General features: G+C 72.0%; 20 protein-coding genes and 1 pseudogene. 8 read left to right on the plus strand and 13 right to left on the minus strand.

The features are described 5' to 3' along the window. Together ACH4U8_RS40695 and ACH4U8_RS40700 are read right to left on the minus strand one after the other, a co-directional pair. Window positions 1-782, minus strand: a pseudogene (locus ACH4U8_RS40695) (Fe-S oxidoreductase); the annotation flags it as partial. A gap of 298 nt (window positions 783-1,080) precedes the next feature. After that, complete coding sequence (locus ACH4U8_RS40700) at window positions 1,081-1,638, minus strand: GNAT family N-acetyltransferase (protein ID WP_395783231.1); 558 nt, start codon at window positions 1,636-1,638, stop codon at window positions 1,081-1,083. 359 nt (window positions 1,639-1,997) lie between these two features. Here ACH4U8_RS40700 and ACH4U8_RS40705 point away from each other — a divergent pair, with 359 nt between their 5' ends. Beyond that, entirely contained in the window at window positions 1,998-2,804 is an 807-nt protein-coding gene (locus tag ACH4U8_RS40705) for a siderophore-interacting protein (RefSeq protein ID WP_360322247.1), read from the plus strand. A gap of 38 nt (window positions 2,805-2,842) precedes the next feature. On the opposite strand, the gene ACH4U8_RS40710 is transcribed toward ACH4U8_RS40705, so the two are convergent. Then, a complete protein-coding gene (locus ACH4U8_RS40710; protein ID WP_395783233.1) occupies window positions 2,843-4,381 on the minus strand; it encodes an aldehyde dehydrogenase family protein in 1,539 nt (512 codons plus the stop codon). Between the two features lie 186 nt (window positions 4,382-4,567). Between ACH4U8_RS40710 and ACH4U8_RS40715 the strand changes: the two genes are divergently transcribed. Continuing rightward, window positions 4,568-5,170 carry a GNAT family N-acetyltransferase gene (locus tag ACH4U8_RS40715; protein ID WP_360322241.1) on the plus strand — a complete coding sequence of 201 codons (603 nt, stop codon included), beginning with the start codon at window positions 4,568-4,570 and terminating at the stop codon, window positions 5,168-5,170. 12 nt (window positions 5,171-5,182) lie between these two features. Here ACH4U8_RS40715 and ACH4U8_RS40720 read toward each other — a convergent pair whose 3' ends face one another. After that, window positions 5,183-6,181 carry a zinc-dependent alcohol dehydrogenase family protein gene (locus ACH4U8_RS40720; protein WP_395783235.1) on the minus strand — a complete coding sequence of 333 codons (999 nt, stop codon included), beginning with the start codon at window positions 6,179-6,181 and terminating at the stop codon, window positions 5,183-5,185. Between the two features lie 143 nt (window positions 6,182-6,324). Here ACH4U8_RS40720 and ACH4U8_RS40725 point away from each other — a divergent pair, with 143 nt between their 5' ends. Then, the gene (locus ACH4U8_RS40725) at window positions 6,325-6,663 is read left to right on the plus strand and encodes an ArsR/SmtB family transcription factor (RefSeq protein WP_395783237.1); all 339 of its coding nucleotides are present in this window, start codon (window positions 6,325-6,327) and stop codon (window positions 6,661-6,663) included. 241 nt (window positions 6,664-6,904) lie between these two features. Here ACH4U8_RS40725 and ACH4U8_RS40730 read toward each other — a convergent pair whose 3' ends face one another. The 7 genes from ACH4U8_RS40730 to ACH4U8_RS40760 all read right to left on the minus strand — a co-directional run bounded on the left by ACH4U8_RS40730 (window position 6,905) and on the right by ACH4U8_RS40760 (window position 14,308). Continuing rightward, on the minus strand, window positions 6,905-7,348 hold the full coding sequence (locus ACH4U8_RS40730) for a DUF4440 domain-containing protein (protein WP_395783239.1): 444 nt from the start codon (window positions 7,346-7,348) through the stop codon (window positions 6,905-6,907). A 96-nt stretch (window positions 7,349-7,444) separates the two neighbouring features. Next, window positions 7,445-8,638: an amidohydrolase family protein gene (locus ACH4U8_RS40735; RefSeq protein ID WP_360322229.1), complete on the minus strand. Its 1,194-nt coding sequence runs from the start codon at window positions 8,636-8,638 to the stop codon at window positions 7,445-7,447. Further along, window positions 8,635-9,639, minus strand: coding sequence for an ABC transporter ATP-binding protein (locus ACH4U8_RS40740; protein ID WP_360322226.1), 1,005 nt, complete (start codon window positions 9,637-9,639; stop codon window positions 8,635-8,637). The genes ACH4U8_RS40735 and ACH4U8_RS40740 overlap by 4 nt, the downstream gene beginning before the upstream one ends. Then, complete coding sequence (locus ACH4U8_RS40745) at window positions 9,636-10,667, minus strand: ABC transporter ATP-binding protein (RefSeq protein WP_360322223.1); 1,032 nt, start codon at window positions 10,665-10,667, stop codon at window positions 9,636-9,638. Before ACH4U8_RS40745 ends, ACH4U8_RS40740 begins: the two co-directional genes overlap by 4 nt. Before the next feature lie 5 nt (window positions 10,668-10,672). Further along, on the minus strand, window positions 10,673-11,587 hold the full coding sequence (locus ACH4U8_RS40750) for an ABC transporter permease (RefSeq protein ID WP_360322220.1): 915 nt from the start codon (window positions 11,585-11,587) through the stop codon (window positions 10,673-10,675). Then, complete coding sequence (locus tag ACH4U8_RS40755; protein ID WP_395783241.1) at window positions 11,584-12,705, minus strand: ABC transporter permease; 1,122 nt, start codon at window positions 12,703-12,705, stop codon at window positions 11,584-11,586. The genes ACH4U8_RS40750 and ACH4U8_RS40755 overlap by 4 nt, the downstream gene beginning before the upstream one ends. Next, window positions 12,686-14,308 carry an ABC transporter substrate-binding protein gene (locus ACH4U8_RS40760; RefSeq protein ID WP_395783243.1) on the minus strand — a complete coding sequence of 541 codons (1,623 nt, stop codon included), beginning with the start codon at window positions 14,306-14,308 and terminating at the stop codon, window positions 12,686-12,688. Before ACH4U8_RS40760 ends, ACH4U8_RS40755 begins: the two co-directional genes overlap by 20 nt. 454 nt (window positions 14,309-14,762) lie before the next feature. Between ACH4U8_RS40760 and ACH4U8_RS40765 the strand changes: the two genes are divergently transcribed. From ACH4U8_RS40765 to ACH4U8_RS40785, 5 genes are all read left to right on the plus strand, one after another. Then, entirely contained in the window at window positions 14,763-15,299 is a 537-nt protein-coding gene (locus tag ACH4U8_RS40765) for an XRE family transcriptional regulator (RefSeq protein ID WP_331770475.1), read from the plus strand. 97 nt (window positions 15,300-15,396) lie between these two features. Continuing rightward, a complete protein-coding gene (locus tag ACH4U8_RS40770; RefSeq protein WP_395783245.1) occupies window positions 15,397-16,317 on the plus strand; it encodes a dihydrodipicolinate synthase family protein in 921 nt (306 codons plus the stop codon). 41 nt (window positions 16,318-16,358) lie between these two features. Further along, entirely contained in the window at window positions 16,359-17,636 is a 1,278-nt protein-coding gene (locus tag ACH4U8_RS40775) for an NAD(P)/FAD-dependent oxidoreductase (RefSeq protein ID WP_395783247.1), read from the plus strand. Then, a complete protein-coding gene (locus ACH4U8_RS40780; RefSeq protein ID WP_395783249.1) occupies window positions 17,629-17,958 on the plus strand; it encodes a (2Fe-2S)-binding protein in 330 nt (109 codons plus the stop codon). Before ACH4U8_RS40775 ends, ACH4U8_RS40780 begins: the two co-directional genes overlap by 8 nt. Then, on the plus strand, window positions 17,958-19,472 hold the full coding sequence (locus ACH4U8_RS40785) for an NAD(P)/FAD-dependent oxidoreductase (RefSeq protein ID WP_395783251.1): 1,515 nt from the start codon (window positions 17,958-17,960) through the stop codon (window positions 19,470-19,472). Before ACH4U8_RS40780 ends, ACH4U8_RS40785 begins: the two co-directional genes overlap by 1 nt. Before the next feature lie 137 nt (window positions 19,473-19,609). Here ACH4U8_RS40785 and ACH4U8_RS40790 read toward each other — a convergent pair whose 3' ends face one another. Both ACH4U8_RS40790 and ACH4U8_RS40795 read right to left on the minus strand, forming a co-directional pair. Then, window positions 19,610-20,212: a transglycosylase SLT domain-containing protein gene (locus ACH4U8_RS40790; protein ID WP_395783253.1), complete on the minus strand. Its 603-nt coding sequence runs from the start codon at window positions 20,210-20,212 to the stop codon at window positions 19,610-19,612. A 2,588-nt stretch (window positions 20,213-22,800) separates the two neighbouring features. Next, complete coding sequence (locus tag ACH4U8_RS40795) at window positions 22,801-23,922, minus strand: alkene reductase (protein WP_395783255.1); 1,122 nt, start codon at window positions 23,920-23,922, stop codon at window positions 22,801-22,803. Window positions 23,923-24,090: the final 168 nt, after the last annotated feature.

Here is a 24,090-nt window from a genome sequence, read left to right on the forward strand (position 1 = left end):
TGCAACGCACCCAACGCGACCCCACCATCCGCCTCACGCTTGAAGTAGATGTTGAAGAACGCCAGGAACCGATGCCACGCAACACCCATGCTCGGCTTGAGGCCGATGGTGATCGCCCACGTCATCGAGATGACGATCTTGATCGTCGCGACGAGGTAGATCAGGTTTTCCAGCGAGCCGTCGGAGAGCCCACCGAACGCGGACACCAGGGGGTAGCTCACCCAGTAGCCGGCCTCGTACCCGTCGACTCCGGCGAGCGCGCCCTCCAGGCCGCGCAGCAGCATGATGCACACGCCGACCGAGCCGACCACGAACTCGACGAAGTACGCCTGGCCGAACCGCGATCCGGCGAATCGGCTCTTGCGCCCGGCCCGACGCGGGTGGCTGATCTGGCGGATGACGATCAGCACGAGGATGCCGACGATGGTCATCAGGCCCATGAACTCGGTGAAGACCTCGAACACGTCCCAGTGTCCGAGCCCCCACAGCGCGAACTCCGGTGAGAAGAGTTGTCCGTACGCGTTGACCAGGGTCAGGATCAGCGCGCCGAAGCCGACCATGACGAACCAGTGGGCGGCGCCGACGATGCCCCAACGGAGCATCCGGGTGTGCCCGACCGTCTCGGTGAGCATCGTGCGCAAACGGGTGCCGGCCGCGCTGGTCCGGCCCCACGCGGGCTGCCCGAGTTTGACGAACGAGTAGATGTAGGCGGCGGTGCGCCCGAGTAGGGCGAACCCGATCACGCTGATCAGCAGCGAGATCACGATCCCTGCGAGCTGCATGGCGTTCGACTCCTCCGGTGGGACGTCCCTTCCGGGGCGTGTGTCGGCCGACCGGGCGAGGCGTTCGAGCGCCGTACCCGGTGGTAACTTGATCACTGTGTCGATGATATCCATCCGCCGAACGCCATCGACCTCGCGGGTTTTGCCCGTTTTGTCGCAGCGCCGACGGAAACTGTCCGGTCGTTCGTTCCGCACCGACCCGGCCGGTTCGCCAGTTGTATGACGCACCGTCAGATCTGTCGATATGCATGCTGCCATGCCACGCCTGCGGAATCCGCAACAGGTCCCGACCCGAAGGTCAGCCGGTGCCGTGGATCGCGTGCCATTCCGGGGCCAGCACGGACCAGACCTCGGTGTTCTGCCGCACGCCCCGGTAGAGGTAGTTCTCCCGATGCACACCTTCGCGGGTCATCCCGAGGCGCTTGGCCACGTTGATGCTCGGGGTGTTCTCGGCGGAGACCAGCCACTCGACCCGGTGCATCCCGCGCTCCCGGATCGCCCAGTCGATGATCATCGTTGCCGCCCGGGTGACCAGGCCCCGGCCCGCGGCGGCCGGTTCGAGCCAGCAGCCCGCCTCGCAATTGCCCTGTTCCGCGTCGAAGACCCGGAAGAGCACCCCGCCGACCAGGACCCCGTCGAGCCAGATGCCGTACAGCCGACCGGCGTCGACGGCGGTCTTGTCGGCGTAGGACTGGAGCCAGCCCCGGGCCGAGTCGAGATCGGCCGTGACGTCGGCCAGTCCTATGTGGCGGCCGACGAACTCCCGGCCGCGGTCCATGTGAGCCAGGAACTCCTCGGCCCGCCAGGGCTCCAGCGGCCGCAACTCGGCTCCGTCGCCCAGGGATCTCGCGAACATTCTCGTCCTTCCGCAATGGCCGTGCAGATCGGTTGATCAACCGTCGGATCCTAATGCGGGCCGATCGAATTCGGCCGCTCGAATTCGGCCGCCCGAAAGTGAGCAGCCCGCCCGAGCCGGCGTTCTCGGACCGGCTCGACGCGCGGCCGTTCGTGCTGCTCGCGGAGTTGCCGCCGTCGTCCGGCGGTCGCCGCGGCGGCCTCGGCGCGGGCTTCGGAAAAGCGAGTACCGCACGAGGCGAGCAATTGCTCATAATTGGGTCGTGACCTGGGCCTGGGCACCGATCGCCGGGTCGGGCGAGGCCCGGACGGCCGCGCCCGGCCCGATCCCCGACGGAGCGGCGAAAGCGAGAAGCAGAGATGTTGCCGAAGGTGCAACTGCCGGAAACGCGGCGGATGATATCCCTGACGGTGCGTGAGAACACGCGCCTCAGCCCCAACTTCGTACGCCTGACGCTCGGCGGATCCGAACTGGCGCACCTACACGGGTCCGGATTCGATCAGGGCGCACGCCTGTTCTTCCCGCGCGAGGGACAGGAGGAGCTGCGCATGCCGAAGTTGTCCAACAACGCGTGGATGGCCGAATGGCTGCTGCTGCCCAAGGCCCGTCGACCCTGGGTGCGCAACTACACGATCCGCGCCTTCCGGCCCGAACGCCACGAGATCGACATCGAGTTCGCGCTGCACGGCGACGCCGGACCGGCGTCGGCGTGGGCGGCCCGGGCCCGACCCGGCGACCCGGCGGGCATCTTCGATCTGGGCCGGATGTACCTGCCACCGAGCCATGCCGAGTGGCACCTGCTGGTCGGCGAGGAGAGCGCGCTGCCGGCCATCCTGTCCATCCTGGAACACGCCCCCGCGACCCTGCACGCGGAGGTCTTCCTGGAAGTGCCCGAGGTCGCGGACATCCGCGAGCGGGTCGAGGCCCCGGCGGGCGTGCGGGTGCACTGGCTGGCCCGGGACGGGGCCGGATCCCGGCCCGGCCGGCTCGCCCTGAACGCCGTCGAGTCCGCGACCCTGCCCGCGGGTCCGTTCTACACGTGGACCGCCGGCGAGCACGGCCTCCCGACCGGTCTGCGCCGGCACCTGGTGAACGAGCGGAGGATCCCCAAGTCGGACATCACCTTCTTCGGCTACTGGCGCCACGGCCGCTCCAGCCCCGGCTGACCACGGCCGACAGCGGTGTGCCCGCCCGGCCCCCGGGCTCAGCCGAAGTCGACCCCCTGGGCGAGCGGCAGCTCGTCCGAGTAGTTGACCGTGTTGGTCGCCCGACGCATGTACGCCCGCCACGCGTCGGAGCCGGATTCGCGCCCGCCGCCGGTCTCCTTCTCGCCGCCGAACGCGCCGCCGATCTCGGCGCCGGAGGTGCCGATGTTGACGTTGGCGATGCCGCAGTCCGACCCGTCCGCGGCCAGGAATCGTTCGGCCTCGCGTTGGTCGCGGGTGAAGACGCCGGACGAAAGCCCGTGCGGCACGTCGTTGTTCAGGGCGATGGCCTGGTCGAACGTGCGATAGGTGAGCACGTAGAGGATCGGCGCGAAGGTCTCCTCGCGCACCACCTCGGTCTGCCCGGGCATCCGCACGATGGCCGGACGCACGTACACCGCGTCGGGCGCCTCCGGCCGGGCCACCCGCTCGCCGCCGACCACCACGTCGCCGCCGTCGGCCCGCGCCCGGTCCAGCGCCGCCGCCATCGCCGCCCCCGACCCGGCGCCGATCAGCGGCCCGACCAGCGTGCCGTCCGCGAACGGATCGCCGATCCGCAGCTCGGCGTAGGCCCGGCTCAGCCGCGCGACGAGCACGTCCACCACGTCCTCGTGCACGATCGCCCGGCGCAGCGTGGTGCAACGCTGCCCGGCGGTGCCGGCCGCGGCGAAGACGATGCCGCGCACCGCCAGATCCAGGTCGGCCGACGGCGCGACGATCACCGCGTTGTTGCCGCCGAGTTCGAGCAGGCAGCGGCCGAATCGGGCGGCCACCCGGGGCGCGACCTCGCGGCCCATCCGCACCGAACCGGTGGCGCTCACCAACGCGACCCGCGGATCCTCGACCAGCGCCTCGCCGACCGCACGATTCCCCAGCACCAGGCGATGCAGGTCGGTCGGCGCGCCGACGTCGACGGCGGCCCGGAAGAGCAGCGCGGCGCAGGCGACCGCGGTGAGCGGGGTCAGTTCGGACGGCTTCCACACCACGGCGTCACCGCAGACCAGGGCGATCGCGGTGTTCCACGACCACACCGCCGCCGGAAAGTTGAACGCGGAGACCACGCCGACCACGCCCAGCGGGTGCCACGACTCGGACAGGCGGTGCCCGGGTCGCTCCGAAGGCATGGTGCGTCCGTACAACTGCCGGGAGAGCCCGACGGCGAAGTCGCAGACGTCGATCATCTCCTGCACCTCCCCGCGCGCCTCGGTCCGGATCTTGCCCGCCTCCAGGGTGATCAGGTCGGCCAGGTCCTCGTGGTGCTCGGCGAGCAGTTCGCCCAGTCGTTTGACCAACGCCCCGCGCACCGGCGCGGGCGTCGTGCGCCAGATGCCGAACGCGCGGTGCGCGGCGCCGATCGCCTCGGTGACCTGCTCCGGCGTGCCGGAGGCGAGTCGGCGCAGCACGCCGCCGGTGATCGGCGTACGCACGATCAGATCGCCGGCATCGGGCCGGGACACCGCACCGCAGCGGCGCAGGCATTCGTCCGCTCGCGCACGCAGCCGATCGGTGTCGGGAAGGGAGGTGGTGACGTCGGACATGGGGGCTCCTGACCGGGACGCGGGTCGGATCGGCGGAACACGCAACCCTCGGGTCGTACCCACGCACCCGGTGCGGGTACTCCCCGCCTTCGCCGCACCGACCGCACCGGATCCGGCTGCGCGATCGGACCGGCGCCACGCCGGCCGGTGCGCGCCGCCGAAATCCGGCCCGGGACAATGTCCGGCATGGAACCGAAGATCGAATTGTTGCGGCCCACCGACGCCGACGACCGACTTCGCACCGAGATCCACCGGGTCGTCCACGACGTCGCCCGTCTCGGTGGCGCGATCGGCTATCTGTCCCCGCCGAGCAAGCCGACCACGGACGCCTGGCTGGAGGACGTGCTCGCCGCCGTCCGGGTCGGCGACGCCGTGCTCGTGGTCGCCTCGGTCGACGACGACGTCGCCGCGACCGGCCTGTGGCGACGCCGGCCCGAGCCGGTCTTCGCGCACTCGGCCGACGTGGAGAAGGTGATGGCCCACCCCGACAGCCGCGGCCTGGGCCTGGGTCGCCTGCTGATGACGGCCCTGATCGACAGCGCCCACCGAGCCGGCATCGAGACCCTCACCCTGGGCGTGCGGGGCAACAACCACGGCGCCATCGAGCTCTACGAGCGGCTCGGCTTCACCGTGTGGGGCCGGTTGCCCAACGTCATCGAGGTCGACAACGAACGCTTCGACGACGTCCGGATGGCCCTCACCCTGGGCCACGCCCCCGACGTCGTGTTGCGCGGATCCACACCCGGCGGCCCCGGCTCCTCGCCCCGCCGCCCGCTCGCGGGGTCCTGAGCCCACCCGGCCTCAGTGCTCGACGGTGACCACGATCTTGCCGACCTGGGCGCCCGCCTCCAGGTAGCGGTGTGCGTCGACGATGCGCTCCAGATCGAAGGTGCGGTCCACGGTCGGCGCAAAGGCACCGGTACGCAGCCCGGAGGCGACGAACGCCTCGGCCCGGCGCAGCCGTTCCGGGTCGGTGGTGGTCTCCAAGGCGGTATAGCTGCGCATGTTCAGCGCGGGCATGCCCAGGTCGATTCCCGGATAGGGGGTCGCCTCGCCGCTCAGCGCGCCGTAGATCAGCAGCGTGCCGCCGGGGGCGACCACCCGGGCCAGGTCCACCACGCCGGAGCCGGCGACGGCGTCGAACACGAATTCGGCGCCGCGGCCTCCGGTGAAGGCACGCACCCGCTCCACGACGTCCTCCTCCTCGGTGACGATCACCTCGGCGGCGCCGGCCGCGCGCAGCCGGTCCGCCTTGGCCCGGGTGCGGGTGGTGGCGATCGGCACCGCGCCGACCCGGAGCGCCGTGCGGATCGCGGCCAGGCCCACGCTGCTGGAGGCGGCGGTCAGCACGACGGTGTCGCCGGCGCCCAGCCCGCCGATCTCGACCAGCGCGCCGTAGGTGGTCAGGTACGGCATCCACACCGCCGCACCGGCGACCGCGTCCAGCGAGTCGGGCCGGTGCAGCACGGCCGACGCGGGCACGATCGCGCGTTCGGCGTAGACGCCGTAGTCGTTCATCGAGAACGCGGGCACCACGCTGATCGGCCGGCCGACCTCGAACCCGGCGACCCCGGCACCGACCGCCTCGACCACGCCGGCGGCCTCCAGGCCGAGCCGGGCCGGGAACTCCCGGACGTCCTGGATGTAGTTGCCGCTGCGGAAGAGCGCCTCGGCCCGGTTGATGCCGATCGCGTCCACCCGGATCGCCAGTTCGCCGGGACCGGGTACGCCGAGTTCGGCGTCCTCCAGGCGCAGCACGTCCGGCCCGCCGAGTTCGTGGAAGCGCACTGTCCTGACCATCACGCATCGTTCCTTCCGGGCGCCGCCGACACGGGAGCGTGTCGACGTGCCTCACCCAAGCGGAAAGTTCGGTGAGTGTCAAACTTCGATGGTCATCGCACTTTGATGAGTGTCGTACCATTCGGCCAGGAGGTATCAGATCGATGGCGAGCACCCAGCACGGCGGACGCGAACGCGTCCCACCCCACCCGGACATCGACACGATCGGCCTGCAACAGGTCCTCGAAGCCCTCGTCGACCCGGTGCGCCGACTGATCGTCGGCGAGCTCTACGCCGCGTCGGAGGCGTTGAGCTGCGGCACGATCGAGCTGCCCGTCAGCAAATCCACCGCCACCCACCACTTCCACGTGCTGCGCGAGGCCGGCCTCATCCGCCAGTACTACGTGGGCACCTCCCGGATGAACGCGCTGCGCCGCGAGGAGTTCGACGAATCCTTCCCGGGCCTGCTGCCCGCGCTGATCGCCGCCGCCGACCGGGCGTGAGCCGACCGCCGGGGCGTTGCGCCGGTGGGACGCGGCCGGCCGACACCCTCCCCACCTGCGGTGTCGGTTCCGGTCGCTCCTTCGAGTGCGCGGACGTACTCCCCCGCGTCCGGACACGTGCGCGGTTCCGCGCGCGGGGTCCGGCGAGCGGGCGTCCGGGCACCCGATCGGCTCCCGACGGCACTTCGGCATCGGCGCCCCGTCCCGGACCGGGCCCGGCGCGACCCCGGCGCCGCACCGATCACGCCAGCAGGTCCTCGTGGTTGTGCACCACCAGCCAGCCCTGCTCGAAGCGGCGGGCCACCGCCGTGTTGCGGATGTGTTCGGAGGCCGGGGTCGAGCCGTCGGCGCCCGGGGCGAAGTCGACCCGCAGCGTGTAGCGGGCCAGCGCGGTGTCGTCCCAGACGTCGATCACCTCGTCGCTCGCGTGGATCCCGGTGACCACCGGCGCGTCCGGGCCCACCGGTCGGGCCGCGCGGATCCGGTCCAGGTCGGCCCGGCCGAACAGGAGTTCCGGCGCGGCCGAGTCCCAGATGGTGGCCTCGGGGTGGATGCGGCTGTCGATGCGCGCACGGTCGCCGGCCGTGAAGCCGGCGTAGATGTCGAGCAGGGCGCTCCAGACGGCGGCGCGGTCCTCGGCCGACCCGGCGGGTCGGTGGGTGTCGCGTGCGGCGGCGTCGGTCATGGCACGAAGGTCCTTACGTCGGGGGTGGGTCGGGGCGCGGCGACTCCCGGGCGGGGGCCGGCGAGGTGCACCCGCCGGGATGCGGCCGCGAACGGTTCAGGCGGCCAGGTCCTCGCGGACGATCCGGCCGCCCTGCATGACGAACGACAGGCGGCCCAGCGCCGAGATGTCGTGCAGCGGATCGCCGTCGACCGCGATCAGGTCGGCGGTGAACCCGGGCGCGACCTGTCCCAGCCGGTCCTCGGCCTGCACCAGGCGGGCCGCGGTGGTCGATACCGACTGGAGCACGCGCAGGTTGTCCAGGCCGCCGCGGGCCATCAGATACATCTCGTACACCGCCGCGGGCACGCCCTCGACCAGGTCGGCGGGCGGGATGTCGGTGCCGTTGACCAGTTGCACGCCGGCGGCGACCGCCCGCCGGAAGCTCTCCTGGTGCGGTTCGATCGCGTTCTGCGCGTTGGCGATCGACGCCTCCTCGAAGCGGTTCTCCCGCATCCAGCCGAGCGAGTTGGTCACGCACAGCGTGGGAGTCACGAACGCGCGTCGGTCGGCGAGCAGGCGCGCGGTGTCCTCGTCGAGCGCATACGCGTGTTCGAACGAGCGCACGCCCTGGGCCAGCGCGGCCCGGATCGCGGCGGACTCGCCGGAGTGCGCGACCACGTACGCGTCGTGTTCGTGGGCGGCCTTGACCGTGGCGGCGATCTCCTCGTCGGTCATCTCCGCGTGCTCGAAGTCCTCGCCCTCGCGGGCCAGGCCGGAGTTGATGAAGATCTTCAGGTGGTCGGCGCCGGCGGCCAGTTCGCCCAGCGCGGCGCGGTAGAAGCCGTCCGGGCCGCTCGCGTAGGAGCAGTCCGCGCCCTCGCCGTGTCCGTGCGGGGTGGACAGCGCGCGGCCGGCGCCGAAGATCCGCGGGGCCTGGATCCAGCCGCGCTTTTGCGCGTCGCGCAGCACCAGGTCGATCTGGTTCTGCTCGTGCACGCAGCGCAGCGTGGTGATGCCGGCCCGCAGCGCGTCGTGCGCGCGTTGGGCCGCGCGGAACGCGGTCAGGCCCGGCGATTCGTCCTCACGCGTGTCGGAGAAGGGGAAGACCACCGACAGGTGCGAGTGGCAGGAGATCAGCCCCGGCAGCAGGTATCGGCCGCCCAGATCGTGCGCGTCGGCGTTGGGCGGCAACGCGCCGCGCACCTCGGCGATGGTCGAACCCTCGACCCGCACACTGCGGTCGCGCAGCAGTTCACCCGTGACGACGTCGACGACATGACAGTTGGTCAGCCACATGAGTGCGGTCACCCGACTTTCGTGAGGGTCGGCGCGAGCACGGTGCACGCGGCGCGCCGGCGCGGAAGGAACTCGACCAGTGCGGGTTCGTCGAGCGCGCACGCGTCGACGGCGATCGGGCACCGGGGGTGGAAGCGGCAACCGGCGGGCGGGAAGGCCGGGTCCGGCACGTCGCCGGGCAGGTCGACGGGCAACTCGCCGCTGCCGTCGGCGCGCGGCACCGCCGCGATCAGCGCCCTGCTGTACGGGTGGCGCGGCTCGGCCCAGACCTGGTCGGTGGGGCCGCTCTCCACCACGGTGCCCAGGTACATCACCGCCACGGTGTCGGCGATCTGTCGCACGATGGACAGGTCGTGCGAGATGAACAGCAGGCCCACGTTGCGCTCGCGGGCCAGTTCGAGCAGCAGGTTGGCCACCGACGCCTGCGCCGAGGCGTCCAGCGCGGCGATCGGCTCGTCCGCGACGATGCAGGTGGGCTCGGCGGCGAGCACCCGGGCGATGGCGATGCGTTGGCGCTGGCCGCCGGAGAACTCGTGCGGGAAACGATCGACGAACTCGGCGGGCAGGCCCACCCGTTCGAGCAGTTCGCGGGCCACGCCGCGGCCGCGTTCGCGGGTGCCGCCGGCCAGGACCACGGCGTCGGAGATCTGTTCGCCGACCCGGCGGCGCGGGTTCAGCGACGCGTACGGATCCTGGAAGACCATCTGGAGGCCGCGTTGGGTCACCGGCCGCGAGCGCAGCCCGAGCGGGACGACCGGGTGTCCGTCGAACTCGACCGTGCCGGCGGCCGGCTTGAGCAGTCCGACCGCGGCCTTGCCCAGGGTCGACTTGCCGCACCCGGACTCGCCGACCAGGCCGACCACTTGGCCGGGCGCCACGGTCAGATCCACGCCGGCCACGGCGCGCACGGTGGGCCGACCCGGCGTGCGGTACGCCACGGACAGGTCGCGCAACCGCAACCCGGGATCCTTCGCGGTGACGGCGACGGTGGAGGTGAGGGAGGACAGGGTCATCGGCTATCCACCTTCGAAGCGGCGACGGCGAGCGGATCGATCGGACAGGCCCCGGTGTGGGTGGGCGTCAGCGCCAGCAGGCGCGGGCGCTCCTCCCGGCAACTCGGCTGCGCGTGCGGGCAGCGCGGGTGGAACGCGCAACCGGCGGGCGCCTGGCCCAGCTTGGGCGGCGTGCCCACGATCGGCACCAGCGCCGCGGTGCCCCCGTCGGGGTGCGGCAGCGCGTCGAGCAGGCCGCGGGTGTAGGGGTGGCGGGGTTCGCGCAGCACGTCCGCGCGCGGCCCGCTCTCCACGATCCGGCCCGCGTACATCACGCTCACCCGGTCCGCGAGCGCGGACATCACCCCCAGGTCGTGCGTGATGATCAGCACCGACAGGCCGTTCTCCCGGCGCAGTCGGTCCAGCAGGCGCAGGATGCCGGCCTGCACGGTGACGTCCAGCGCGGTGGTGGGCTCGTCGGCGAGCAGCAGCGCCGGGTCGCAGGCCAACGCGATGGCGATGGCGATGCGTTGACGCATGCCGCCGGAGAATTGGTGCGGGTAGCGGCGCAGCGCCCGCTCGGGGTCGGGGATGCGCACCGTGGCGAGCAGTTCCACCGCCCGGGCGTTGGCCGCGCGCTTGTCCAACTTCTTGTGGTGGCGCAGGTGTTCGGTGAGCTGTTTGCCGATGCTCAGCATCGGGTGCAGCGAGGTCATCGGGTCCTGGAAGACCATCGCGACCCGATTGCCGCGCAGGTCGCGGACCTGACGCGGGGTCATGGTCAGCACGTCCTGGCCTTCGACGAGCATCTGCCCGCGCGCGCTGCCGCCCTGGGGCAGCAGCCCGAGCAGCGCGAGTGCGGTCATCGTCTTGCCGGAGCCGCTCTCGCCGGCCAGGCCGACGATCTCGCCGCGGCCCACGGTCAGGTCGACGCCGTCGATGGCGCGCAGCGGTTCGCCGTCGGGTCCGGGCAGTTCGACGACGAGGTCGCGGATCGCCAGCAGCGGCTCCTCGGCGTCGACCACCGGCGGGGTCGGGGTGTCGTTCATGTCCGTCACTTTCGGATCGCCCGTGCCGTACGCGGGTCGAGCGCGTCGCGCAGGGTGTCGCCCAGGAAGTTGAAGGCGAGCACCGAGAGCAGGATGGCCGCGCCGGGGAAGACCGCGACCCACCACGCGTCGAAGTTCGCCGAGCCCGCGTTGACCATCGCACCCCACTCGGCCGCGGGCGGTTGTGCGCCCAGGCCCAGGAAGGACAGTCCGGACAGCAGCAGTACGGCGTTGCCCAGGTCGAGCGCGGCCAGCACGGCCACCGGGCCGGCCAGGTTGGGCCGCAGGTCCACGGCCAGCACCCGCCACCCGGAGGCGCCGAGCAGCCGATCGGCCTGGACGAAGTCGGACTGGCGCAGCGTCAGCACCAGTCCGCGCACCACGCGGGCGTAGGTGGGCCAACTGACGATCACCACCGCCAGCACGGCGTTGGTCAGGTTCGGGCCCAGTGCCGCCACCACGGCCATCGCCAGGATGATCGCCGGGAAGGCGAGCACCAGGTCGGCGCAGCGCATCACGACCATGTCGATCCAGCCGCCGAAGTAGCCGGCGACCGCGCCCAGCACGGTGCCGATGACCATGGCGAGCACGACCAGCAGCAGGGCGAGCGGGAGCGAGATGCGGGTGCCGTGGATGACCCGGGAGAGGATGTCGCGGCCGAGTTGGTCGGTACCGAACCAGTGTTCGCCGGACGGCGACTGGTACTTCGGCCATTTCTGGGCGAGCGGATCCTCCGGCGAGATCACCGACGCGAGGACCGCGGCGATCAGGAAGACGCCGATGATCACGATGCCGGTGATGGCCAGGGGGCTGCGCCACGGCGACTTGCCGGGACGGCGCTTGCGCCGCGGGGCCGGGTCGTCCGTGCCGGTGCGGTCGGCTCCGAGCCGATCGCCGAGGAAGAGGCGCGTGGCGTTCACGAGAGGCGAATCCTCGGGTCGATGACCCCGTAGAGCAGGTCCACGAGGAGGTTGATCACGACGTACACGACCGCGACGAACAGGCAGACGCCCATGATGGACGGCAGGTCCAGGTTCAGTGCGCTCTTGTACGCGTACTGGCCCAGGCCCGGCCAGGACAGCACGTTCTCGACCAGGACGGTGCCGGCGAGCATGCCACCGAAGGTGAGCCCGGCGACGGTCAGGATCGAGGTGAGTGCGGGTCGCAGCACGTGCCGACGGACCACGGTGAACTCGGGCAGGCCCTTGGCTCGCGCGGCACGCACGTAGTCGTTGCCGAGGGCTTCCAGGACCGCGGCGCGGGTGAAGCGGGTGAGCACGCCGATGTTGAACGCGGCCAGCACACACGCGGGCAGGACCAGGCGGGAGAATGCCTCGCCGAAGGTGCCGAGATCGCCGGTGAGCAGCGAGTCGAGCGTGTACAGGCCGGTGATGTCCTGGGGTGGGATCGCGCCGGGTGACAGTCGTCCACCGGCCTGGATCCAGCCGAGCTTGAAGGAGAAGAGGTAGAAGGCGACCTGGGCGAGCCAGAACACCGGCATGGACACGCCCGCGAGGCTGACCACGCGAATGATCCGGTCCGGCCAGCGGTTGCGGGTGACCGCCGCCACGATGCCCAGTCCGACGCCGATCACCAGTGCCAACACGATGGCCACCAGGGCCAGTTCGAGGCTGGCCGGGACCCGGTCGGCGAGGTCGTCCCAGACCGGTCGGTGGGTCTGCTGGGAGGTGCCCATGTCGCCGTGCAGCAGGTTGTTCAGGTAGGTGCCGTACTGCGAGGGCAGGGACTCGTCGAGTCCGTTCTTCTTCTTGAACGCGGCGACCGCGGCCGGGTCGTTCTGGGCGCGGTCGCCGAGGTTGGCGGCGACCGGGTCACCGGGCACGGAGTGGGTGAGCACGAAGGCCAGGATGGTGATGCCCAGGCACAGCAACAGTCCGACGGACAGGCGCACCAGCACGAAGCGGGCGAAGGGATGGGAGCCGCGCGCGGTCCGAGGGCCGGCGGCCGCACCCTTGCGGGGTGCGGCCGGCCGGGGGGTGCCGCGGTCGACCGTGGGGTCAGCCGAGCTTGTCGACATCGATGTACCAGATCGGGTTGTAGTGCAGGTTCTTCACCGAGTTGTTCGCGGCGATCACCTGTGCGGGCTGGAGAAGCGGGATGAAGGGACCGGTCTTGTTCATCGCTTCCTGGAGCTGCCGGTACAACTGCACGCGCTCGGCGTCGGAGGTGGCCACCTTGGCCTGTTGCGCGAGCGCGCTCACCTCGGCGTTGGCGTCCTTCTTCCAACCGGCGCGCAGGCCGACGAGTTCACCCGGGGTGAACGCGAGGTAGTCGCTGGCGTCCGGGTAGTCGGCTTGCCACCACCAAAGGCCCATCGCCTCGGTGCCGTTGCGGTAGGAGTCCAGCGCGGTCTGGGTGGGGGCCGGCTTGAGGTTGATGGTGATGCCGACCTCCTTGAGGTTGGCCTGGACCCGGGCGCCGAGGTCGCCGAAGTTGATCCCGTTGATCGTCACGTCGGAGGCGTAGTACAGGTCGACGCTGGGGTTGTTCAGTCCGGCGCGGGCCAACGCGGCCTTGGCGCGCGGGATGTCGCGCACGATCGCCTTGGCCGGGTCGAGCGCACCGGTGAAGAAGCTCGGCACGATGCCCGCGGCCTGGGCGGAGCCGGCGCCGGCCACGTCCAGCAGGCTCTTGTAGTCCACGCCGTAGCGCACGGCCTCCTGGAAGTCCTTGTTGGAGGTGATCGGCGAGGTGGCCGGGTTGTCGTTGCTGAACAGGAACGCCGTGGTGGGCGTGGGCTGTTGCAGCACCTGCGCCTGACCCTTGACCTTGACCGCCTGGTCCGGCGACATGTCCAGGGAGATCTGGCTCTCGCCGCTGAGCACGTTCAACTGCTGGGTGTTCGCGGGCACGTTGCGCACCACGACCTTGGCGTACTTGGGCTTGGCGCCCCAGTAGTTGTCGTTGCGGGTGAGGATGACCTCGGTGCCGACGTCGTACTTGGTGATCTTGTACGGGCCGCTGCCCTGCGAGTCGGTGTTGAGGAACTGCTCGGCCTTGTCGCCCTGGTCGGCGCCCGCCGCATCGGTACCGCCGTGCGCGGTGACGACCTTGGAGTTGACCACGCCGAGCGCGGGGGTGGCGATGCGGAACGGCAGCGCGGGATCGGCGGCCTCGGTGGTGAGCACCACCGTGTGCTCGTCCTTGGCGGTCGCGGTCACGCCGTCGAGCAGGAAGGCCGGGTTGCCCTTGAGGTTCTTGACCCGGTTGAAGGAGAAGACCACGTCCTTGGCGGTCACCGGCGAGCCGTCGGAGAACTTGGCCTCCGGACGCAGCGGGAAGGTGAACGTCTTGGCGTCCGGCGCGGCCTCGTAGGACGCGGCGAGCAGCGGTACCGGCTTGGTCACGTCGCCGCCCGCGAAGGTCAGCAGCGTGTCGTAGACGGGACGGGTGACCAGGATCCCGGTGGGCTCGAAGGTCCGGCCGGGGTCGGCGGTCTTGAGACTGAAGGAGGTGTCGACGACGAGTGTGCCGCCGCCCTCCGCTTCGCCGGACTGCTTCTTGGCGCCGCCGCACGCGGCGAGCATCAAAGCGGCGGCGACGGTGACCGCCAATGGGGCGGCGGCCCGACGCACGGCCTTGGCCCGGCGACTGTCCCCGATGGGGTGATTGCCCTGCATGGCGCACCTTCCTCAAGCCACCCGATCAGCCGATGACGGAACCCAGTGTTTGATCTGGCTGAACGGTGGGCTCGAAAGTAGGCGTGGCCGAGCGTGATGGTCAATGACTTTCTTGCCCGTCTCGGCATTTGGGACCAAAGATCCATTCACGGTGATCACTCGTCCACGTGGAGCGACGATTTTTCGCCTTGATAACGGTTTGATGACTGCTCAGAGCCCATATCGACGTCAAAAGCCGCACCCATCGACGACCTCGCGTCAGGAGCCCGACACCCGACCGCCACCCGCCGGCAACCGGGCGGCGTTCACCCGGGCGACACAACGATCTTGACGGGGAGTCAGCAACCTGCTTATCTTCGCCCCGAAGCGTTCGACCACATTGAACACGCCATGAAGCACAAGCTCAGGATCCGCGAGTCGAGGGTGCTCGACACCGGAGCGAACGGGGATCGGCATGCTGGGTGACCGACTGCGCGAACTGCGACAAGCGCACGATCTGACTTTGCGTCAGTTGGCCGTCCAAGCCGGGATATCGGCAGGCATGCTCAGTCAACTGGAGAACGGCGCCGCGGAACCGAGTCTGAGCACCCTGCGCAAGCTCGCCCGCGTCTTCGACACCTCCATCGCGACCCTGTTCGACGATCCGGACGTACCGCGCGTGGCCGTGACCACCCGCGAACAACGCATGCGGCTCGGCGCGGCCCGCCAGCACATCACCTACTCCAGGCTCACCCCCGGATCGGGCGATCTCGAAGTGCTGGAGGCCGACATCGAGCCCGGCCAGGCATCCTCCGACGAGCCGTACAGCCATCCCTCCACGGAATGCGCCACCGTGCTCGCCGGACGACTCGACGTGGAGGTGGACGGTCGCGTCCACCACCTCGAAGAGGGCGACGCGATCACCTTCGACTCGCGTCTGCCGCACCGGTTCGTCAACTCCTCCGACGCCCCGGCCCGGCTGCTCGTCGCGGTGACGCCCCCGATGCCGTAGTGGTGTCGCGGTCGGGAACGATGCCCGTTCCCGGCCGTGACACCTGCGGGGGGTGTCGCCCGGATCCCGCGTTTGTGCCCCGAAAGGACCCGAGGGCATGGACCGCAACACCGTCGACTGGCACGGCTACATACCGGCCGTGACAACCCCCTTCACCTCCCAGGGCGACCTCGATCTCGCCGCCTGGGACGAACAGTTGGAGTGGTTCGCCGCCGAACGCCTCGACGGCGTGATCATCGCCGGCACCACCGGCGAGTGGTACACCCTCACCGCTACCGAACGCGCCGCCCTGTTCACCCGCGCCGCCCGCCGAGTGCGCGGTCGCTACACCCTGCTCGGCGGCTGCAACGCCTACACCGCCGCCGCCGCGATCGGCCACGCCCGGGCCGCGCGCGCCGCGGGCCTGGACGGCATCCTGCTCACCCCGCCGCCGTACATGGTGCCCAACTCCCGCGAGATCGTGGCCTTCTACGCCGAGGTCTGCGCCGCCGTCGACATCCCGGTCTGCGTGTACAACTGGCCCCGGGGCACCGGTGTGGACCTGGACCTCGACACCCTGAGCGCGCTGGCGGACCTGCCCAACGTGGTCGCGATCAAGAACTCCACCGGCGATTTCGGGGCGTTCGTCAAGGGCCTGATCGCCCTGCACGAGCGGGTGCGCTACTTCGGCATCACCACCGACCAGGTGGGCATCGCGCTGATGCGCGGCATCGGCGGCGACGGGCTGATGGGCGCCGGCGCCGTCCTCGGCCGCGACCACCCCGACTTCTTCCACCACCTCGCCGCCGGCGACGAGGCCGCCGCGCTGGCCGTGGGCGCCCGCGACCGGGTGCTGATGCGGGCCTGGTTCACCACCGACTACGGGCCCCGCTTCGGCAGCGCGCCCGCCATCCTCAAGCACGCGCTCACCCTGCGCGGCGTGCCCGCCGGCCACCCGCGCCGCCCGCTGCTGCCGCTGACCGTCGCCGAGGCCGAGCAGGTCCGCGCCACGGTCGCCGAACTGGGACTCCTGGCCTAATGACTCCCGGCCCGAAGACACCCGACCCGAAGACAGCCGGCGTGCCGACTCCCGGCATCGGGGCTCCCGGCCCGCAGACCCCGGGCGTGCGGACTCCCGGCATCGGAGCCCCCGGCTCGCAGACCCCGGGCGTGCGGACTCCCGGCCCGACGGACCCCACCGACGTCCTGGTCGTGGGCGGCGGGTTGCTCGGCTGCGCACTGGCCTACCACCTCGCCCGCGCGGGCGCCTCGGTCCGCCTGATCGAGAAGGACCAGCTCAACCGGCACGCCTCCGGCCAGAACGCGGGCAGCCTGCACTTCCAACTCGAATACCGGATGATCCAACACGGCCCCACCGTCGCCGCCCGCGCCGCCGAGGCCCTGCCGCTGCACCTGGACGCCATGCACTCGTGGGCCGGGCTGGAGGACGAGCTCGGCGAACCCTGCGGCGTGCGCCGCTCCGGCGGCCTGATGCTGGCCGAGTCCCCCGAGGACATGGCCCTGCTCGCGCACAAGGCGCACCTGGAACACGCGCACGGACTGGACGTCGAACTCCTCGACGCCCGAGCCACCCACGAACGGGCGCCCTACCTCTCCGACCGGGTGATCGGCGCCGCCTGGTGCCCCGGCGAGGGCAAGGCCAACCCGCGCCTGGTCACCCACGCCTACGCCCGGGCCGCCCGCCGGCACGGCGCCCGGATCGACACCGGCGTACGGCTGACCGCGCTGCGTCACGACGGCCGACAGTGGCTCGCCGAGACCGCCGGCGGACGCCGGATGGCCGCGCGCGCGGTCGTGGTCGCGGCCGGCGTGTGGACCGGCGAGGTCGCCGCGATGGCCGACATCCGGCTGCCCATCGTGCCCGTCGCGCTCACCATGACGGTCACCGCCGCCGCGCCGCCGCTGATCCCGCACCTGGTCCAGCACGCCGGGCGACGCCTCTCGCTCAAACAGACCGAGGAGGGCAACGTGCTCATCGGCGGTGGCCGCGCCGCCAAGTTCGTCCAGCACGCCGGAGCGCTCGACCTGGACGCCCGCCCCGAACTGCGGCTGGACTCGGTGTTCGCCGGCGCCGACGCGGCGCGCGTGGTGCCGGCCGTGCAACGCCTGCCGGTGCTGCGCGTCTGGTCCGGCGCGACCTCGCTGGCCCCCGACCAACTGCCTTTGCTGGGGCCGGTCCCGCGCCGCCCCGACTTCTTCGTCGCCACCGGCGGATCCGGCTTCACCCTGGGCCCCACCTACAGTCGCCTGCTCGCCGAACAGGTGCTCACCGGGACCACCGGGCTGCCCCTCGACGACTACTCCCCCGCACGGTTCGGAGCGCTGAACTTTGTCTGACCACCCGGCGCAGGTATCCATCACCCTGGACGGCCGCCCGCACAGCGTGCCGGCCGGCCGCTCACTCGCCGCCGCCCTGATCGCCACCGAGCACCCCGTCACCCGACACGACCGGGCCGGCCGGCCGCGCGCGCCCTACTGCGGGATGGGCGTGTGCTTCGACTGCGCCGTCACCGTCGACGGCACCCCGCTGGTACGGGCCTGCCAGGAGCCGGTCCGCGCGGGCATGCGCGTCGACACGGGCCGCGCGGGTGGCCCGGACCCGCGGGACCGGGTCGGCCGTTCGGACCTGCGGGACGACACCGGCCGTGAGGACGTGTGATGACCACCACCGAACCGCAGTTGCTGATCGTCGGTGCCGGTCCCGCCGGTCTCGCCGCCGCCGTGACCGCCGCCCACCACGGTGCACAGGTCCTGGTCGTCGACGAACAGGCCCGCCCCGGTGGGCAGATCTGGCGCCGACCCGACCCCGGCGCAGGCGGCTCGGACCCGCTCGCGGGCCCCGCGTACGCCGCGGGCCGCGCACTGCTCACCCGCGCGGCGGCGCACCCGCGGATCACCTTCGCGCACGACACCACCGCGTGGGGTGTCTTCGGCACGCAGACCACGCCCGACGGCTTCGCCGCACCGCCCGGCACCCCCGTGCCGGAGGGTCCCCGGGTCGCGGTGCACGGCCCCGCCGGGGTCGAAGTCCTGCTGCCCCGCGCCCTGTTGCTCACCGCCGGCGCCTACGACCTGCCGGTGCCGGTACCCGGCTGGACCCTCCCCGGTTTCTTCACGGTCGGCGGCATCCAGGCCCTGCTCAAGGGCCACCGCACCCTCGCCGGCCGACGCATCGTGCTGGCCGGCGCCCATCCGTTGCTGCTGATCGCCGCCGCGCAGTTGGTGCGCGCCGGCGCCGACGTCGCCGAAGTCGCCTTCGCCCAGGGCCTGCCCCACCCCGCCGAGCTCACCCGCGCCCTCGCCGCGCTGCCCGGCAACCGGGCCAAGGTCACCGAGGGCCTCGTCGCGCTGCGCACCCTGCGACAGGCCGGCGTACCGATCCGCACCCACACCCTGCTTCTGCGCGCGGACGGCGAGGAACACGTCACCGCCGCGGTGCTGGCCCGGGTCGACCGCGACTGGCGCCCCGTACCCGGCACCGAACGCACCGTCGCCTGCGACACCGTCGGCACCGGCTACGGCTTCGTCCCCTCCACCGAACTGGCCCGCCAGGCCGGGTGCGCGGCGACCTGGAACGGCCCCGCCGGCGGCTGGGTCCTGGTCCACGACCACGCGATGCGCACCACCCTCCCGCACATCTGGGCCGCCGGCGAACTCACCGGCATCGCCGGCGCCGAACACGCGGTCGCCGCCGGCAAACGCGCCGCACTGGACATCTGCCGCAGCCTGGGCATCCTCGACGCCGCCGCCCACGACCGGGAACTCCCCGCCGTGGAGCGGGAATTGGCCGCGACCACCCGGATGGCCCGGCTGCTGGGGCACACCTGCGCACCCGACCGCGCCGCGCTCCACGCGCTCGCCGACGACGACACGCTGCTGTGCCGCTGCGAGGAGGTGACGTACGGGCAGATCCGCTGCACCCTGCGGGAGAACCCCGGCCTGGGCACCGCCGACGCGGTCAAACTCCTGACCCGGGCGGGCATGGGCCCGTGCCAGGGCCGGATGTGCGGACCCGCCCTGGTCGAACTCCTGCACCAGGAAACCCACATCCCCCGGGAAACCCTCGGCCCCTTCACCGCCCGCCCCCCGATCAAGCCCCTCCCGGTGTCCGCCCTCGCCGAGGCCCACGACGCCGGCACGCACACCCCCGCACCACCCGTCGACACGCCTTAGGAGCACCACCCGGCGGCAACGAACGCTAACGACCCTCTACTGCGTGGCCCGCACCCCCTGGACCCCGCCGCTGACCTACAGCTGACCCGCCGCCGGCCGATCCACCAGGCCGGTTCACCCTCATCGGGCATCCCGCGTCAACCCCGGACCTCCCGGCCGGCCCTGGTCCAGTTGTCGTGCAGTCGATCCAGATACGAACTGGCCTGCGAGCCCGGTCGCACGCCGCGCGCGAAGGCCCGCATGTTGCCCGCTCCGGCGTTGTAGCCCAGCGCCAACAGCTCGTTCTTCGTCAGCGCACCGGCCCACTTCGCGGGCAGTTGGGCGGCCAGGTCGTGCAGGTGCCAGGCGGCGGCCCGGATCGCGAGATCCGGGTCGTCGGGCAGCTCCTGCCAGTCCCGATCGGCGAAGTCCCGGCCCTGCTTGGCCTCGTCGAAGGCCGCCCTGTGCATGTTCGCGATGCCGAACGCGGAATCCGGCTTGAGCTTCTGCCAGGCCCGCTCCAGCGCCGAGTCGTGCGGCTTGTACGACTCGTTGTGCAGGATGGCCATCAGCAGTTGCGGATCGATGCCGGCCGCCCGCGCATGCCGAACCACCTGCGGCGCGTAGCGGGCCGGCTGCCCGCCACCGCCCTTGGGCACGGAGTCCTCGGCACCCGAAGTCGCCGAACCGGACGCCCGAGCCGAACCGGTCTCCGGCGGATCGCACGCCACCACGCCCGCACCCGCCAACACGAGCACCATCGCCGCCGGCCACCACCGACACCCGCGAGACTCCCGCACGCCGCGCCCTTCCCGTCCATACCTCCGACCCGATCGGCCAGCCTACGCGTCACACCGCGCCGCCCCTGGCACCACCCGATCCCGGACCGGACAGGCCCACTGGAGGGGGTAGGCGGTTCGGTGAGGTTCGCCGGGGAGCCTTTCCGGGTGGGTCGGGTGCTTTGTGGCCGGCGGTCGCGTCTTGGTGAGGCTGGGTGCGGGTGGCTTTGTGCTAAACGGTCGGCGTGGATCGGCGGAGATCAGCCCGGTCCCGGGGTAACCGGCGGTCAGGAGCCCTGGGTTCCCCGGCGAGACCCGGGCGTTGCTCGCCGGAAAAGCGCTGGCAACGGCGGAGCGGGAGGGGCGGCCCGGTCAGGTTCGCCGGGGAGCCTTCGTGAGTGGGCCGGGCGTTCACGGCCGGCGGTCGCGCCTTGGTGAGGCTGGGCGCGGATGGCCTTGTGCTAAACGGTCGGCGTGGACCGGCGGAGATCAGCCCGGTCCCACGGTCACCGGCGGTCAGGAGCCCTGGGTTCCCCGGCGAGACCCGGGCGTTGCTCGCCGGAAAAGCGCTGGCAACGGCGGAGCCGGAGGGGCGGCCCGGTCAGGTTCGCCGGGGAGCCTTCCCGAGTGGGCCGGGCGTTCACGGCCGGCGGTCGCGCCTTGGTGGGGCTGGGCGCGGGTGGCTCAGTGCTAAACGGTCGGCGTGGACCGGCGGAGATCAGCCCGGTCCCGGGGTCACCGGCGGCCGGGAGCCCTGGACTCCCCGGCGAGACACGGGCGTTGCTCGCCGGAAAAGCGCTGGCAACGGCGGAGCCGGAGGGACGGCCCGGTCAGGTCCGCCGGGGAGCCTTCCCGAATGGGCCGGGCGTTCACGGCCGGCGGTCGCGCCTTGGTGGGGTTGGGCGCGGGTGGCCTTGTGCTAAACGGTCGGCGTGGACCGGCGGAGATCGACCCGGTCCCACCGTCACCGGCGGCCGGGAGCCCTGGATCCCCCGGCGAGACACGGGCGTTGCTCGCCCGGAAAGGCGCTGGCAACGGCGGAGCCGGAGGGTGCTTTCGTCAGGTCCGCCGGGGAGCCTTCCCGAGTGGGTCGGGCCGTTTCGGCGGGCGGTGGGTGTGTGGTGGCGGGGAGAGGAGGAGAAGAGCGGGCCGTGGGTGGGCGGTTCCGGTCGCCGGAGCGCGCAACCCGGCCCCCGGCACGCGCTCTCGCCGCCCGGTCACGTAAAACCCCAGGTCAGTGGACCCCTCCGGTCCGGGAAGCCGTCTCGGGATCCGGGTCGTGACCCTTCAGGGCTCACGGACGGCTCTCCGCCCGGTGGCGCCGACCCGAAACGCCCACCGAGAGCCATGACCCACGCGAAACCCGCCACCAGAGTGCGCAACCCCGCCTGCGGCACGCGCTCCCGCCGGTCGGTCCCGCAAAACCGCAGGTCAGTGGAACCCCGGGGGCGGGAAGCCGTCTCGGGATCCGGGTCGTGACCCTTCAGGGCTCGCGGACGGCTCTCCGCCCGGGCGCGCCGACCGGAAACGCCCACCGAGAGCCATGACCCACGCGGAATCCGCCACCGGAGTGCGCGAACCGGCCCACGGCACCCACACTCGCCAACCACTCCCACAAAACCGCAGGTCAGCGCGAAACAGCGAGCCCGAAGTCGCCCCACGATCCGGATCGAGACCCGCCCAACCCACCGGCAGCCCTTCCACCCGCGCACCCACCCCGAAACGCCTGCCGAAACGGCCCGACCCACTCGGAAAGGCTCCCCGGCGGACCTGACCGGGCCGCCCTCCCGCTCCGCCGTTGCCAGCGCCTTTCCGGGCGAGCAACGCCCGCGTCTCGCCGGGGAACCCAGGGCTCCTGACCGCCGGTGACCGTGGGACCGGGCCAACCTCCGCCAGCCCACGCCGACCGTTTAGCACAAAGCCACCCGCACCCAACCCGACCAAAATGCGACCGCCGGCCGCGAACGTCCGGCCCACTCGGAAAGGCTCCCCGGCGAACCCGACGAAAGCACCCACCCGCTCCGCCGTTGCCAGCGCCTTTCCGGCGAGCAACACCCGCGTCTCGCCGGGGAACCCAGCGCTCCTGACCGCCGGCGACCGTGGGACCGGGCCAACCTCCGCCAATCCACGCCGACCGTTTAGCACTGAGCCACCCGCTGCCGGCCCAAACGCAACCGCAGGCCACAAACACCCGACCCACTCGCAAAGGTCCCCCGGCGGACCCGACGAAAGCGCCCACCCGCTCCGCCGTTGCCGGCGCCTTTCCCGCCGAGCAACACCCACCTCTCGCCGGAGAACTCAGGGCTCCCGGCCGCCGGTGACCCCGGGACCAGGACCACCTCCGTCGATCCACGCCGACCGTTTAGCACTGAGCCACCCGCGCCCAACCCCACCAAGACGCGACCGCCGCCCACAAAGCACCCGCCCCACTCGGAAAGGCCCCCGGCGAACCCAACCGAACCGCCCGGGCCGCATCGCCCTCGGGCCCAACCGAGTCCGCCCAACCGAGGGTCCGCCCAATCGAGGGTCCGCCCAACCGGGTCCGCCCACCCGGCTCCGCCCACCCGGACCTACCCAACCGTCAGCGCCGGATAGTCCAAATACCCCTCCGCCCCGCCCCCGTACAGCCCGCTCCCGCGTGGTGTCGCGAGTTTGGCGTCGGTGGCGATGCGTTGTGGCAGGTCCGGGTTGGCCAGGAACAGCCGGCCGAAGGCGTAGACGTCGGCGAGGCCGCTGCGGAGCGCCCGTTCGGCCTGCTCGCGGTCGCCGGGCTCGGGGCCGTCGTAGCTGCCCACCAACATGCCCCGCCAGCGCGGACGCAGATCCTCCAACGCCGGATACTCCCCGGACTGCACCACGTGCAGGTAGGCCAGGCCCATCCGGTCCAGCGCGGCCGCCAATCGGTGGTAGCGGCGGGCCGGGTCGGCCTCGACGATGTCGTGCAGCCGGTTGTCCGGCGAGATGCGCAGCGCGGTGCGCCCCGGCCCGATCGCGGCGGCGACGGCCTCGACCAGGTCGACCACGAAGCGGATCCGGTCGGCGTAGGCGTCGGTGCGCAGGTTGGCGCTGTCGGAGAGGAACTGGGCCGGCAGATAGCCGTAGGCGGCGTTGATCTCCACCCCGTCGAAGCCGGCGTCCACGGCGTTGCGGGCCGCCGCCGCGTGCGCCTCGATCGCCTCGACGACCTCGCCCGGCAACATCCGCCGGGGCCGGACGTAGTCCTTCGGGCCGGCGGCGGTGTGGATGACGCCGTGCGCGACGGCGACGGCGGACGGCGCGACGGGCCGCTCGCCGTCGAGGAGATCGGGGTGGCTGACCCGGCCCACGTGCCAGAGCTGGGCGAAGATCCGACCGCCCGCGCCGTGCACGGATCCGGTGACCCGGCGCCAGCCCTCGACCTGGGCGGCATCGGTCAGGCCGGGGACGCCGGGCCCGCCCTTGCCGAGGCGATGCGGCCAGATTCCTTCGCTCACGATCAGGCCGGCGGCGGCCCGCTGGGTGTAGTACTCGGCCATCATCGCCGTCGGAACGCCGGTGGCGTCGTCGGCCCGGGAGCGGGTCATCGGCGCCATCGCCACGCGGTTGGGCAGCCGCAGGGCGGGGCCGTGGTACGGGTCGAGCAGGGGAGAGGGCGCGGTGGACGGCGCCCGGTCGGCGTCGGTCGGTACGGCCAGGACGGCATCGGTGTTCATGGCGATCTCCCGGGTCGTGATCGGTTGCCCCGCCGACGACTCGACCGAGGAGGACTCGACCGGGGGGGTGCCCCGAGCCTGCCGCAGCGCGGCCGGGGCACCCAGACCCCTGTTCGGCTTACGACCGGTGGTCCTACCACCGCCAGGGTCAGGCTCGACCGCCCTCGT

The organism is Embleya sp. NPDC020886 (assembly GCF_044333915.1).
GTDB lineage: Bacteria > Actinomycetota > Actinomycetes > Streptomycetales > Streptomycetaceae > Embleya.